The sequence below is a fragment of the Planococcus halocryophilus genome (assembly GCF_022489025.1).
Lineage (GTDB): Bacteria > Bacillota > Bacilli > Bacillales_A > Planococcaceae > Planococcus > Planococcus halocryophilus_A.
The window spans coordinates 543,121-556,090 of record NZ_JAKVTG010000001.1 but is presented as its reverse complement, the minus strand read 5'-3'; the positions used below and the strand labels follow the sequence as shown (position 1 = coordinate 556,090).

Genomic DNA, 12,970 nt, shown 5'->3' with positions numbered 1-12,970 from the left:
TTCAAGCCTACTTGAAAAGTGCTTTAAGAAAAAAATTTTCTACAAAACTTATTTATACCCTAATTGTGGCTGTATTAATCTCACATGCCGCAAAAAACCGAAACCCAGGATTGTATCTTAAGGTTTCGGAATGTGGATTTTTTATATTCACTTATCGTTCCAATAATTATTCGCAGCTGCAACCGTTTGAAAATGAATAGCCACCACTTGAGATGCTAAAGTTAAACTATCTGCATTATTTGCATAGTCTAGACGTAGTTTTTTGCGTATATTTTCATCGGGTTGCGTCATTCCTACAGCTTTTCGTGCGAGTTTAACGGCGAGTTCATAACCTTCTTCAGCGGTATTCGTTTTTAAAGTTGGCAACCATGATTGTTGGCTCATTTCGGTTCCTCCTTAAACTTATTCGATTATTTTTTATAATGCTACTTATAAATATAATACGCCTTTAAGTTATCACACTATTCGAAAAACTACAAAGTTTGTTAGTTTTTTTAGAAACCAAATTTTATTATACGGAATATTTAAATTAACATTTCCCTTTGTTAAAATTTCAATATTCTGTATACAATAAAATTCACGATAAAAATAATTGCTTAGGAGTGATTCAGTTGATCAACAAGTTAGGGCAAGTGATGTTGTATGTGCATGACCAAAACAAAGCAGAGGCATTTTGGAAAAACAAGGTTGGATTTAAAGTGATTGCTAACGGCGGTTCTGAAGAAATGGGGATTAGATGGATTGAAATTGCCCCTACTGAAAATGCCGCAACGACGCTCATTTTGCATGACAAAGAAGTTATTTCAAAAATGTCACCAGACCTAAATCTCGGTACCCCTTCTTTGATGTTTTACTCGGATAATATTGAAGAGTTGTATGCAGAATTTAAAGGAAAAAATATCGAAACAGGTGAATTGGTAAATATAGGTACCGGAAGAAGCTTTAACTTCGCCGACGATGAAGGGAATTATTTCGCTGTGATGGAGACCCTTTAACCTAGTTCTACTATTTCATCGAGATCGATTTAAAAAAGTGCAGCAAAAGCTGCACTTTTTTCTTTTATTAATAATTAAATTTTTTACGAGATTGCTTTTCTAAGTTTAAAATCAGTAACTAGTTGATTGAAAGACCACTTAAAAATTCGGTGTATTATAGAAGAAACTGAGTAAAAAAACAAAAAAAATTAAAGAAGGCCATACTAGTCATAATATTGCCTGGTATGACTGAAAAGTAATGAAAGATGAAATACAGTGTTACAAACCCTATTAATGAAGCGATTGGTACAGTCATTAAGAAAGTTAATCTATTTTTATATGTAGTCGGCGGTAAATTTTATGTATTTGAACGCCGGCAGTATCCAGAAATAGATATGGTTACATAACAAGTGACTCTTCATTGATCATATCTGTGCTTCACTATATTTTTCACTCGAAATCCTCGGTCGAATTACAAGTAAATGCGTTTGTTTGCGGGATAAGAAGATTTGTTTGCGCACATTCGTAGTTTATTTGCAGATTCACTTTGTTTGTTTGCGCGATAACGGCGTTTGTTTGCGGTAAACCCAAGTTTGTTTGCAAAATCGCTTTTCCCTATTTAATCCAGCCGTTACCTACTCTCAATTTAAACTAATATGATACCACAGATTCCAATAAAACACATTTCCAATTCCTATTATTGGATTATTATTTCTTAAATACATATAAAAGTATATTTAATAATGATACTATTAAGTCATTAGATAACTAAGGAGGCGTTCAATATGACAATCCAACCTATCTTTACCATCAGAGAACACAAGGGGTTTTACGCCTAATTCAGACTTGATTTTGCGTTCCCCAAAAATCGAAAGGGGAAAAATAATGAAAACAAACAATGTGAAAATTGTCGAATTAAATGCAGAAAATTGGTATGATTGCTGCGAACTCGAAGTTTCAGAAGATCAAAAACAATACATGGAGCCTAATGCCGTATCCATTGCCCAATCAAAGTTTGAACATAGCTTAAAACCTTACGCGATTTGTAAAGACAATCAAACAGTTGGCTTTTTAATGTATAATTCTGTACCTGAAGAACTCGGTGGATATTGGGTTTACCGAATAATGGTGGACCAAGCATTCCAAGGACAAGGAATTGGCAAAGCCGCAACCAATTTAATGCTTACTGAGATGAACAGATTGTTGGGCTCAACAAAAATCGTCGTGGGTTATCACCCTGACAACTTAAATGCTCATAATTTATATAAAAGTTTAGGTTTTGAGGATTTAGGAGATCGGTTCGGCAAAGAAATGGCTGTAGTAAAGCAGCTGGACAATCCGCAAGATAAATAAGTAACCATGGAATTTCATCTTAATATCGCATTAAGTTGTTAGTTGCAAGTCAAAATCAGATTGAGGTGCTATCTTTGAGTGAATCAACTTTCCGAGTAGTCTTGCTAATTTGTTTGATGATAATTGCAGGATCAGGAATATTTATCGGCTACCAATTAAACGTGATTGTAGATGCTCTTGTATTTTTGGCGAGTCGTGGATGATTACTTTTGCTTCAATGATTTTTTTATGAATTCAATAAAAAAGCGCCATTCCTAATTGGAATGGCGTTTTTTCTTCTTTTCTACAAATTTCATGTATGTTAACTCCACTATCAATCACTGCCATTCAGTCCCTCTCAAAAACCATCTCTTATAAGTGGTCGATCTGTATTCTTCTACCGATAAGAAGCGAAGACCCCGCCGTACGTGACGATTTAGATTCATTCACCGTTAAAACTTCTGCGAATTTCACTTTTCCAAGAGAACAATCTTTTCCGCAATCGCACCAACAGTCTCAGGACCTTCCTCGATTTTCCATATAGCAACTTTATCCCCTTTTTTATACTTTCCTTCAAATCTGGTTTCGTTAGATGCAAAAGAGGCTATGTCTAGTTCGTAGGTTAATAAATCAATTTCCATCGCCTCTTCTTTTGTAATTCCTTCAACGACCAAAATAATTTGTTTTTCTTCTAGTACCTCAATAATATGTCCAATTACTATCGGTTCTTCTCCTTCTAGTTCTGTTGCTGGGTACCCAGTAGAACAAGAAGCCAGAAGTAATATAAAAGCGAATAATAGTAGGTACTTTAGAAACTTCATCGTTTTACATCTCCTTAAACAAATACTATTCCCACACATTAAATCTTATCTATTTAACACGATCAGGTTCTCTGTCACGTCTTCATCACTCTAGTTTGTTCAAATACAATTGGTATCGTTCCCAAACGGCAGGAACGATTTGGCCTTTCTTATTCAGATCCTCTAATTCTCTCAACGTAACCCATTTCGCATCACATACTTCACCTGGTTGCAAAATCAAATCACTCCTTTCAAGATCTCTTGTGCTCCGGAACACATAACTGTCTAAGAAATAATTGCCTTTTTTAATTTCTCCTAAGTACTGAAGTTCTTTTGGGGTTACAGCAATTCCCGTCTCTTCTTCAAGTTCCCGAACAGCACCTTCCGCACTGCTTTCTCCAGCTTTAATCGATCCGCATGTACTTTCCCAAAGCAATGGATACGTCTTAAGAGCGTCCCTTTGCGTCAATAAAATTCGCCCGTCAGCATTTATCGTAACTATTTCCACAACCACATGGAATTCACTAGGCGGAAGTTCAGTTCCTCTAGTATGAAACTTACCTAACGGATTTCTACATTTGTCTACTAAATCCCATACTTCCAATGAAAATGCCTCCTTTTTGAGTTTTATCTTTTACTGAATGTAACTCACCCATTACTTGGACGAGTTGAATCAGTGTCTGCGTTTATGAACCAAGATAAAATTGTTGTACTATCACGGACATTTTTTTCTTTGATTTCTTCCAGTAAGGCAAGTACACCTTGCTTGTTCGAAAGAGTTTCAAATGGTTTTCCGACTTCATATGGGTCTCTAAGGTTGGTGTTTGGACATTCAACTAGCCCATCAGTAGTTAACAATATGTGATTTTTTCCTTTTCTTAATTCTTTGGTTCCGACACTGTAACAAGGAACCGGTAGGTCAAACGTATTTACTTGTCCAATCCATTCATAAAAGCTGCGTTGGTTTTGTTGCGTTTCATTCAAAGCTAATAGTTCGGGATGAAATAGATAAAGAAGACAATCTCCGATAGATAACCACCAGAGAAATTTGTCTTTCCGAACTACACATAAAACTGCTGTTTCTCCTTGTACTTTCTTACACGACTCTTTAAAGTCGGAACTTTCAAAAGTTGTTAGTAACGTTTCTGCAGTTTGTTCGAATGCCTGTTTGATCGGCAACTTCAAATTGTTTTGGATAACATCTTTTAACTTGTTGACTGTAGATATCACCAGCTCGGCACTTTCTGCTGAGTGATGCGCATCTAAAAGAACAACAAATTCCCAGTCTTCCTTGTCATTTGTCCAAACGAGACAAGCATCTTCATTTTTATATTGACCTGCTGTTGAATTGCCTCCGAAGCGTCCTATAGTTACATTTTGTATTTGTCGGACATCAATCTCATCAATATAGTGAGACTGACTCCCCACCCAACTGAATTCGTTATTGTGAAGACCATTACTCATATGGATTAACCTCCGTAGTGTGTTTTATTCTGTTGCACAGTTGACTCATTTCTCCACTATCTCCCATCCAAGCATTCGGTGAATAACTCTTCGGCTATATGCTACCGAATGCACACCAAGATGAGCAACCGAATTGCCAGATACTAACTCCAAGACATGTTCCACCGCTCCACTTTAACTTCATTTAGAAAATAAAAAACCCACCACCTTCTAAAAGAGGCGATAGGTTTTCCTAGCTGAGTTCCACTCTTCTTAACCCATTATATTTTAACGGAAATTCCCTAAAACTTATCACAGGAGTCATCCTTTCAAGCTTATTTATCAGCCTGACCACTCACAGGCGAATTGGTTGCGTTTCAGCAAATAGCAGCACTCTATGCAATAAAGTTTTCTTAGTAATCTTGATCCATGTGTTTACCATATTGGAATTATTTTACTAAATTCAAAATAGACTGTCAATAACATCATTGGAAAAGAGCTCTAATACTTGATTGAACGCGTGTTTCTATAACTAGAATGCTAGTGGTATCTATACCATTTACACATTAACTCCAGATATGACGGCGAAATTAATAAAGCTGATCGTCTCAAAATTCTAGTTGTAATAGTATCCCTCACTTTATCTTTCAGAATTAAATTTAGTATAAAAATTCATATTCTACTTTAAAAGTGTAAAATTCCTGTTTACTTTCTAAAGAAGCTAAAACATTCGTCAAAAAAGATTTTTTGCATTACAGTAAAAGAAGTTTCGCAATATTCCAGAAAAGAGGAGAAAAGATGAAATTCACTTTGATTCAGCAAAACGATACACATGGATGCCTGGAACAACATCAAGAACTTTTTTGGGGACCAGATGGACCAAACTTAAAAAAAGCTGGAGGATTTTCTAGAATCAGTCATTATGTTAAAAACTTAAAAAAAGAAAATGAAAATGTATTATTCTTTGATGGTGGTGACTTGTTTCATGGCACTTTACCTCTTGTTGCTACTAAAGGTGAAGCGCTATTACCCATTCTCGAAAAGATGCCGCTTGATGGCTTTGTACCGGGGAATTGGGATTACGCATATGGAAAAAAACAACTCCAGAAGCTGACCGAAAAGCTTCAATTTCCTGCTCTTGCTTGTAATGTGATGCACGATGAAACGCGCGACGTATTTTTATCGCCATACTCAATAAAAAAATTAAACGGGATTACTATTGGTGTAATCGGACTAACTTATCCTTATGTCGATGTCACCATGCCACCTGATTTTTCAGCGGGATTACATTTTACTAAAGGTGTGGAAGAAGTGAGCAAGGCTTTGGAAGCGCTTCAGGAACAGGTCAATGTTATCGTTCTATTAAGCCACATGGGATTGCCTTTAGACGTTAAGCTGGTTTCTTTAGTGGACGGAATCGATATCGTTCTTTCCGGACATAGCCATGACCGTGTCCATGAGCCAATTATTCAAAACGATACTTATATTGTTCAAGCAGGATCGAGTAGTTCTTTCTTAGGAAGACTTGATATAGATTTTGAAAATGGAGCCATCTTGGATATCCAATACGAACTGATCGTGATCGATGAACACTTCGAGGAAGACCAGGAAATTAAACGGCTCATCGAAGAACTAGTATTTGAATATGAAAAGGAACGAGCGTCTATCGCAGGCGAAACCAAAACTTTGCTTCACCGAATGACTTTGGAAGAAGCGCCGATGGATAAGTTGATCACCGATGCTTATTTGTCATCTTTTGAATGCGATGCTGCTTTTTCACACGGTTGGCGGTATGGTCACCCTATAGCACCTGGATCCGTGACGCTCTACGATTTGCACACAATCATTCCGACCAATCCCGAATTGTTTACATTGGAATTGACGGGACAACAATTATTAGATGCTTTGGAACATAATTTGGAACAAGTCTATTCATCAGAGCCTTTTGAACAAAAAGGAGGATATGTTCTCCGTTCTAGCGGTATAAATATGACTTATAAGCCGTATAATCCAAAAGGTCACCGTATCCAAACTCTTCAAATTGCTGGCAGTTTCATAAAACTCGACAAAACTTACCAAGTTGCAGGTGGAGGAAGCCAATCCTTTAAAAATTATGAAGGCAAGAAAAACTATCAAGGTGTTTTTGCTATCGATATCATTCAATCCTATATTAAAGAACATGGGCCCTATGAAATAACAACTAATGCAAATGTAATTAGTGTTTAATCCCATTTCTTTAAACTCGAAAGACCCACAGCAAAGTCGTTTTCCGACTATTACTGTGGGTCTTATTTAAATTTTCGCACTCTAATTTTTCACCTCAACACGCTCCTCTTTCTCTATACTAAACAAGTAGGCGTTAGGAGGAAAAATCATGGAACCATTACTTCATGGCTTTGTGTTAGCGTTTGGACTCATATTACCATTAGGAGTTCAAAACGTATTTATATTCAATCAAGGAGCGACCCACCGAAAACTCTCCTCTGCCTTTCCATCAGTCATAACGGCCGCCATTTGTGATACTGCACTCATTTATTTAGCTGTTTCCGGCGTTTCGATCGTAGTCTTCAGTTTTGAATGGTTAAAAACAAGTTTGTTTCTATTGGGCTTTGTGTTTCTGGCTTATATGGGCTGGGTGATGTGGAAAACGGATCCAGAAACCAGTTCGAATACCCAATCCAGTGCATTAACTGCTAGACGACAAATTATATTTGCAGCCTCTGTTTCTTTACTAAATCCACATGCCATTATGGATATCGTCGGTGTAATAGGAATAAGTTCACTTGTCTACACAGGGGAAGATAAATGGATATTTACTGCAGCGGTTATTGGCGTTTCGTGGATTTGGTTTGTTTCATTGGCCATTGCTGGAAGAAAAATTGGTCAAATCGATACCAGTGGTAGACTCTTGAAAAGAGTTAATCAACTTTCTGCATTGATTATTTGGATGATGGCTTTGTACATTTTGTCCCAGTTGTACTCAAAATAAGTATGTTAACAGCAATAATGAAATAATATTAAAAAAAGAAGCTGAAAAAAATCAGCTTCTTCTTGATATTCTTTATGCTTTTTCCCAGTTTGCTTCGATCGGGATTCCTGCTGCTTGAAATGTTGTGAAAACAGGGCAACGTGCATCCGTCTTTTCTTTTAGTTCTTGGATACGCTCAACTGTCTCATCTGTTATTACTTTTGCGTATACATAAACTTGGTTAAAATAAGGCTGAACATCCGCTTTCCCCATAAGACCGCGAGGATCTAAGTCACCTTTTACATCAAACTCGATTCCTTGCAAATCAAATTTCATTTCTTTTGCGACTAAATTTGCTATTACATTTTCACATCCAGCTAATGCTGCAAGAAGAGTCGAAAGTGGATCAGGTCCTGTATCAGTACCACCCATGCTTGGTGGCTCATCGATTATCATTCCGTGATTTCCCATTTTGAGCTCTGTTTTCATTTTACTTGATGTACCTGTTGCTTGAAATGTTACTGTGTTTGCCATGTTGAATTTCCTCCTTATTTCTAATTCTTTTTTACTTTAACAGCAACTTCCACACAAATATGTAAGGTGGCTTACAACGACTTCCCATATATGAAAATTATTGATTGATTGTGTAGATGAACTTTCAAACCATGTGTTATTTCAATAGAAAAGAGCTTAAAGAAATTCTTTAAGCTCTTTTTAAAAGTCTATTTTTTTTCATTGCCTATATAAAGTGTTTCTCTGTGTATCGGTTACGAAAGCTTTCAAAATCGACTAAAACAGCAGCTTTAATCTGGCTATACATCGAAACTGCTCTTTTAAAAGCAATTTAAATGCTTGCTTGATCCTATTTTATTATGAACAGAGACGCACTCTTAGCTTAGGCTAATGTATTGCCTTCTGCCGGAATAGGTGTGTTTTTCAGCATGCCCGCAAGGTGATACGTATTATAGGCGAGTCTTCTAATAGCCTTTTTCGAAAATTCATTATCTCTCCCTGCATCCATGTACGATTCACCTGGACCAGCTTCTCCTACCCAGTAGGCATCGACATTCGGTGGTACTAGGAATCCGATGTGTGATAATCCGTATAAAAGAGAAGCTGCAGCATGTTTCGCGCCATCTTCATTGCCAGTAATAACTGCTGCTCCGACTTTATTGTAGAAAACTGCTTGTCCTTTATCGTTAGTTTTACCGCTGCTGGCGTAAAGACGTTCAATGGTTTGGGTAGCTAACGAACTTTTTTCTCCAAGCCATAGAGGCGTGCCAATAATGAGAATGTCTGCCGCTTTAACCTTTTCATAGATTTTCGGCCACTCATCATCTCCACCCATATCTTCCTGCACACCAAGGGCAATTTTGTAATCAGCCAACCGAACAATTTCGGATTCGACTCCTAATTGATTGTAGTGAACTTGGACATCGTTCATAAAAACTTCGGTATGAGACGGTTCCTCTGAACTTTTTAATGAAGTATTTAAAAATAGAGCTTTTAGTGGTTGCATATAATTACTCCCCATCCATTCGTTTTATGGTTTCCTCTGTGTTCCACATGGCATTGGCGATCATTCGGAAATTGACTTTTGCTGCTTGGTCTCCGTTGAGTCCAGGAAGAATTGCCGCTGCGGTTGCATCCGATACGACGGCTACCTCAAATCCTTGCTCCAATAAGTCGCGCAGGTGTGATTCGATGCAAAGATTTGCAGACATTCCAGCAAGAATCAAACGGCTGATCCCATGTTTTCGCAATTGCAGAACCAAATCCGTATTTTGAGGACCGTAGACTTTATGCGGACTTGCCACAATGGTTTCTGGTTTTTTAATAAATGGCTTCAAGCTTTCCAGAAAGTCAGCTCCCGATCCTTCGAATCCTTCCAAAGATAGAGGATCTTCCCGTTTGAACATTCCGCCTTTATGCATCATGTTCTCTAGCGGTCCACCAAATTGCCAGTCATCATCCGTAGGGTAGTAATAATGCGGGGATATAAAAAGCTTCAAGTTATTCTTTTCACCGGCTTTCAATAACAGCTCCAGATTCTGGATCGTCTGATTAGCCTCCACACTTTCCTTCACTAGTTCCCACGCTACACCATCGTCGCGTAAAAAATCATTTTGAGGATCGACAATTACTAATGCCGTATTTTCGGGATTAATCTCCATTGTTCCTACCGGCAGAATTGAATCTTGTTGTTCTTCTAAAGTCATCTTCTCATCATTCCTCTCAAATTTATGTCTCGTTACTTCCTTACAAACTGATTACCCTTTTCACTTTCATCTGAACCTTTTTAAACGATAAGAGTGACAATGAACTTTTTTTTGGTCATCTGCTCACCAGAAACCACCAAACTGCAAAATTTTTTATGCATGGGAAAAGTTCCTCTGCATCTTTCTTGTGTTATTGACAAGAGTTGAACAAAAGCTCCGCCGCAACATCATTGGTTGCTCATGAATATTGCATTACTTGCCTCGAGATCATCTCCTTGCTGCATATATATCTCTGGTTCAATTTATCAGAATATTCATTTAAAAAATGTAAGATACACAACATTTTGGTGCATTTAATAGGTTAAGTTAAAAAAAAAGGATTAAATACCGATGTCCGATACTCAATCCTTCAATCTACTTAATTTTTGAACATCTTTATTTCTTAAAGAATTGTCCCAGAAATTCACTCACTTGATCAGGGGTTTTAGCATTTGCACTGTGAAGATGGCCTAACTTACGATTATTTTGAAAAACAAGCAGGCTTGGTATACCCATTACATCTTGATTATTCGCAAGCTCTTCAAATTGATCTTTATCGATTGAATACGAAGAGATATCTTGGAATTCCGACAAAACTTCCCCTATAAACATGTCCATTCGCTTACAATCTGGACACCACTCTGCGTAAAATTTAACTAAAACAGGCTGCTCCTGGCTGATGACGCTTTTAAATTGGTCTTCTGATAAAATATTTTCAAACATTGAAACCACTCCTTTGATTAACATTTACTTGATGTATGTAGCATAGTGGATTTTTGAAAATAAAAATGTGAGCTGGATTACGTTCTGAAGATTAGCTGCTAGTTGCCTCGATCTGTAAGACATCTTACAGTATTTTCTGCCGGTTCAGGTATACTTAATTCGACGTGTTCACTTGATTGCTTAGTTTCGTGAATACATTATCTTTATATATGGATAATAGACATCCCAATAAAACGATTGTGCTTTAACTATTGGAAGAGGAAAAGAGGAGATATTAAATATGGATAAACTAACACTCCTTTCACATATCAATCTTTTTGATGAGTTGCCAAAGGAAGACATGGATCTAATCGACAGAAACAGTACAATGACACCAGTGAAAAAAGGAACGCAAATTCTGATTCCTGAACAACCTTTGGATGTGTTGTTCTTTCTGAAAAAAGGACAAGTTCGTCTATATCGAATGACTTCCCAAGGAAAGCAATTTACTACCGATATTCTTGTCGATGGCAATGTCTTTGGGGAAACAGAATCTTTCATGCTGACGGATAAACAAACTTATGCAGAGGCAATGACCGACTGTTACGTATGCACAATGGATAAGGGGAAATTTGAATCTTTTATTCGAACAACACCAGATGTATCACTCAAGCTTATTCAAATTTTATCGTACCGTCTGAAGGAAACTTATGACCTTAGTGAAAAAATCGCTCTTGGCGACGTACGCTATCGCACGCTTTTCCTGCTGCTGAAAATGAGTGAAAAAAATGGGACACGAGACAAGGAATGGCAATCAATCAACATGAAATTTACCCACGAAGATATTGCTACAATGGTTGGATCTTCACGAGAAACAATTTCTCTTTTGATGAGTAAGTTAAAAAAAGAAGGACTCATGAAGAAAATGCTGCTTGGGTATTCTATTAAAGCTGACGAGATAAAGAAAATTCTTATGGAATAAATATTTTCATAGGTACTGCAAAAAGATGCAGTTAAAAAGTAAGAAATCATATTTCACCCAAACCAATAGCAACTTCAAAAAAACCTTTCACAACCTACCGACCAGTTCATGTCTTGGTAAGTTGCGAAAGGCTTTTCTCTTTCTTCTTTGCAGATAATGAACTAAATTCTACTTGTTATATATAACAAGTAGTTACAAAAACCATGAGAACTGTTTTTCCAGAAATAACATGCGGCTAACTGTTTACAAGCTCATATCATTCCTATCGCAATACCAAGTTCGTCAATCTCAAGTCATGTAATGCTTTTAAACACTCTCTCCAAATCAGTTAGTATTTCCTTATGGGATAATACTAGCTCTACATACATCTATCACAGAATAGCCAAAAGAAGAGCAACATCATAAAAATACACTTTTTCACAACACAAAGAAAGAGAAAAAATGTTTACAGCTTCTCTTCTTTTGATAATCCCATATATCTAAACTGCCATATGAATAAACCACCTCAAGTTTTTTAGAAATCATTGGATATATTATGAAACTTTTTCATAGATAGACCGTAAAGGAATAGTGAGAGGTATTTAACAACCTTATATTCCCACTCACTGCAGCTTCATTCGTCTGCACAATGTTTGAACAGTCTTTTTTTAATTTTCCACAGTAAGAAAAGCGCTTATTTTTTTATCTTATCTATCCTTTTTTATATGCGGTTCTATTTTCACTCTTAAAAGTATTGTAATACTAACAAATCGTTGAGCTATGTATCATTCTACTTTTTTGAAATTTTATGTGAACTGTTCTAGTTGCGTAAGAGAATCGAGAGTATTAATTGTTTGGGAAATGTAACATAAGTTAATTTCAAACGAGGAGGGATATTTTGTTTGAGGTATATGTAAAACAAGTTGATACTGATATTGGAATTAAATGGCTATTCACAAAGATAAAAATTCCAATAGCCGATATTGTAACAATTACCACTGATGACACGTATGGCGGTAAAGAAAAAAATGCTATACGAATTGGAATGCCCTATGGCACAACAGACAGAGTGGTAATCGTTACGAAGGAAAGCACATATATTTTATTTACAACCAACTATTTATCGATACAAAACAAACTAAATTCGTACATCCATGCAAATTAATAAATAGACTGCTAAATTGTTTACATTTGTTGTCTTATGAAATTCTAGCTTATCTCTCCTTTAACGGAGTCTTTTAAATAGAGCGTAAAAAAAAGGAGGAAAAGTGAGCATCAATCAACACTTTTCCTCCTTATTATTTAATCAACTTCCAGTGGTCAGTACAATTTTAGTGTTTTACAAAAAAGGATTGTCCTCTTCCGAATACGGTTTAATATTGAGTTGATCGATTGGAAACTTGACTCTTCTAATGAAAATCGATCTACAAGCTTAGCTGTCTCCAATATAGCGTTACTCCCATTTTTTTAACTTATGCTAGATCTTTTATCAACATTTATTTTTATGCTTACTAGCAAACTTCAAAGCAAAA

The 12,970-nt window shown here is 36.6% G+C and carries 15 protein-coding genes; 7 read left to right on the top strand and 8 right to left on the bottom strand.

Annotated features, from left to right (window positions below):
• Nucleotides 1-147: 147 nt before the first annotated feature.
• On the bottom strand, nucleotides 148-384 hold the full coding sequence (locus MLE13_RS02720; RefSeq protein WP_240747900.1) for a hexameric tyrosine-coordinated heme protein: 237 nt from the start codon (nucleotides 382-384) through the stop codon (nucleotides 148-150).
• 227 nt (nucleotides 385-611) lie between these two features.
• Here MLE13_RS02720 and MLE13_RS02715 point away from each other — a divergent pair, with 227 nt between their 5' ends.
• The 3 genes from MLE13_RS02715 (at nucleotide 612) to MLE13_RS17975 (ending at nucleotide 2,530) form a co-directional block, all read left to right on the top strand.
• Complete coding sequence (locus MLE13_RS02715) at nucleotides 612-995, top strand: VOC family protein (RefSeq protein ID WP_240747899.1); 384 nt, start codon at nucleotides 612-614, stop codon at nucleotides 993-995.
• Between the two features lie 864 nt (nucleotides 996-1,859).
• Complete coding sequence (locus MLE13_RS02710; protein WP_240747898.1) at nucleotides 1,860-2,327, top strand: GNAT family N-acetyltransferase; 468 nt, start codon at nucleotides 1,860-1,862, stop codon at nucleotides 2,325-2,327.
• A 74-nt stretch (nucleotides 2,328-2,401) separates the two neighbouring features.
• Nucleotides 2,402-2,530 carry a hypothetical protein gene (locus MLE13_RS17975; RefSeq protein WP_276323776.1) on the top strand — a complete coding sequence of 43 codons (129 nt, stop codon included), beginning with the start codon at nucleotides 2,402-2,404 and terminating at the stop codon, nucleotides 2,528-2,530.
• A gap of 246 nt (nucleotides 2,531-2,776) precedes the next feature.
• On the opposite strand, the gene MLE13_RS02705 is transcribed toward MLE13_RS17975, so the two are convergent.
• From MLE13_RS02705 to MLE13_RS02695, 3 genes are all read right to left on the bottom strand, one after another.
• Nucleotides 2,777-3,127, bottom strand: coding sequence for a hypothetical protein (locus tag MLE13_RS02705; RefSeq protein ID WP_240747897.1), 351 nt, complete (start codon nucleotides 3,125-3,127; stop codon nucleotides 2,777-2,779).
• Nucleotides 3,128-3,212: 85 nt separating this feature from the next.
• Nucleotides 3,213-3,710 (bottom strand): NUDIX hydrolase, encoded by a 498-nt coding sequence (locus MLE13_RS02700; protein WP_240747896.1) that lies wholly within the window; start codon nucleotides 3,708-3,710, stop codon nucleotides 3,213-3,215.
• A gap of 44 nt (nucleotides 3,711-3,754) precedes the next feature.
• Nucleotides 3,755-4,570, bottom strand: a complete 816-nt coding sequence (locus MLE13_RS02695; RefSeq protein ID WP_240747895.1) for a protein phosphatase 2C domain-containing protein — start codon at nucleotides 4,568-4,570, stop codon at nucleotides 3,755-3,757.
• Nucleotides 4,571-5,347: 777 nt separating this feature from the next.
• Here MLE13_RS02695 and MLE13_RS02690 point away from each other — a divergent pair.
• Together MLE13_RS02690 and MLE13_RS02685 are read left to right on the top strand one after the other, a co-directional pair.
• On the top strand, nucleotides 5,348-6,775 hold the full coding sequence (locus MLE13_RS02690) for a bifunctional metallophosphatase/5'-nucleotidase (RefSeq protein WP_240747894.1): 1,428 nt from the start codon (nucleotides 5,348-5,350) through the stop codon (nucleotides 6,773-6,775).
• A gap of 148 nt (nucleotides 6,776-6,923) precedes the next feature.
• Nucleotides 6,924-7,538 carry a LysE/ArgO family amino acid transporter gene (locus MLE13_RS02685; protein WP_240747893.1) on the top strand — a complete coding sequence of 205 codons (615 nt, stop codon included), beginning with the start codon at nucleotides 6,924-6,926 and terminating at the stop codon, nucleotides 7,536-7,538.
• A gap of 72 nt (nucleotides 7,539-7,610) precedes the next feature.
• On the opposite strand, the gene MLE13_RS02680 is transcribed toward MLE13_RS02685, so the two are convergent.
• From MLE13_RS02680 to MLE13_RS02665, 4 genes are all read right to left on the bottom strand, one after another.
• A complete protein-coding gene (locus tag MLE13_RS02680) occupies nucleotides 7,611-8,051 on the bottom strand; it encodes an OsmC family protein (RefSeq protein WP_240747892.1) in 441 nt (146 codons plus the stop codon).
• Nucleotides 8,052-8,412: 361 nt separating this feature from the next.
• Nucleotides 8,413-9,036 carry a flavodoxin family protein gene (locus tag MLE13_RS02675; RefSeq protein WP_240747891.1) on the bottom strand — a complete coding sequence of 208 codons (624 nt, stop codon included), beginning with the start codon at nucleotides 9,034-9,036 and terminating at the stop codon, nucleotides 8,413-8,415.
• Between the two features lie 4 nt (nucleotides 9,037-9,040).
• Entirely contained in the window at nucleotides 9,041-9,736 is a 696-nt protein-coding gene (locus MLE13_RS02670) for a cysteine hydrolase family protein (RefSeq protein WP_240747890.1), read from the bottom strand.
• 435 nt (nucleotides 9,737-10,171) lie between these two features.
• Complete coding sequence (locus MLE13_RS02665) at nucleotides 10,172-10,498, bottom strand: thioredoxin family protein (RefSeq protein ID WP_240747889.1); 327 nt, start codon at nucleotides 10,496-10,498, stop codon at nucleotides 10,172-10,174.
• A 280-nt stretch (nucleotides 10,499-10,778) separates the two neighbouring features.
• On the opposite strand from MLE13_RS02665, the gene MLE13_RS02660 reads away from it, so the two are divergent.
• Both MLE13_RS02660 and MLE13_RS02655 read left to right on the top strand, forming a co-directional pair.
• Nucleotides 10,779-11,459, top strand: a complete 681-nt coding sequence (locus MLE13_RS02660) for a Crp/Fnr family transcriptional regulator (protein WP_240747888.1) — start codon at nucleotides 10,779-10,781, stop codon at nucleotides 11,457-11,459.
• An 877-nt stretch (nucleotides 11,460-12,336) separates the two neighbouring features.
• Nucleotides 12,337-12,603, top strand: a complete 267-nt coding sequence (locus tag MLE13_RS02655) for a hypothetical protein (protein WP_240747887.1) — start codon at nucleotides 12,337-12,339, stop codon at nucleotides 12,601-12,603.
• Nucleotides 12,604-12,970: the final 367 nt, after the last annotated feature.